Raw genomic sequence first — 453 nt, 5'->3', positions numbered from 1 at the left:
GCTCCATTAGTATTAGTAACTAAAAGAAATGTAAGCTTTGGAAGTGACTTACAAGATTTAAAAGATAAGAAAATAGGTATCCAAAAAAACTTTGCTTATAATGAAATCATAAGAAGAAAATACCCAAATTTAGAAATTGTTGACGTGGCACATTTAAGAGAAGGATTAAAAAAAGTTGAAAGAGGAGAAATCTTTGGACAAGTTACTACTCATCTAAATGTAGCCTATGCCGTTCAATAAGAGTTTTATGGAAGTTTAAAAATATCAGGTAAGTTTGATGAACGATGGCATCTATCAGTAGGAGTAAGAGAAGATGACCCTATTCTTTTAAATATTTTTGAAAAAGTTGTAAACTCTATAAGTAAAGAAACTAGACAAAAAATCATTACTAAGTGGGTACCTATAAAATATGAAAAAAGTATAGACTATAAACTTTTTTGGAGTGTTGTAAGC

1 protein-coding gene and 1 pseudogene are annotated in these 453 nt (G+C 28.9%); one reads left to right on the top strand and one right to left on the bottom strand.

Annotated elements, in window-relative coordinates; genetic code table 11:
* A pseudogene (locus CRV02_RS14470) lies at positions 1-240 on the top strand (transporter substrate-binding domain-containing protein); the annotation flags it as partial.
* A 5-nt stretch (positions 241-245) separates the two neighbouring features.
* Here CRV02_RS14470 and CRV02_RS14905 read toward each other — a convergent pair.
* The gene (locus CRV02_RS14905) at positions 246-386 is read right to left on the bottom strand and encodes a hypothetical protein (RefSeq protein ID WP_164969030.1); all 141 of its coding nucleotides are present in this window, start codon (positions 384-386) and stop codon (positions 246-248) included.
* Between the last annotated feature and the right edge of the window lie 67 nt (positions 387-453).

Origin of the sequence: Arcobacter sp. CECT 8989 (assembly GCF_004116715.1) — a bacterium.
Lineage (GTDB): Bacteria > Campylobacterota > Campylobacteria > Campylobacterales > Arcobacteraceae > Halarcobacter.
The sequence above is the reverse complement of the archived record's forward strand: the minus strand, read 5'-3'. Positions and strand labels throughout refer to the sequence as shown.

What these genes read in the sequence shown, in the direction of transcription:
- CRV02_RS14905 (WP_164969030.1), bottom strand. Translation starts at nt 386, where the DNA reads ATGATTTTTTGTCTAGTTTCTTTACTTATAGAGTTTACAACTTTTTCA.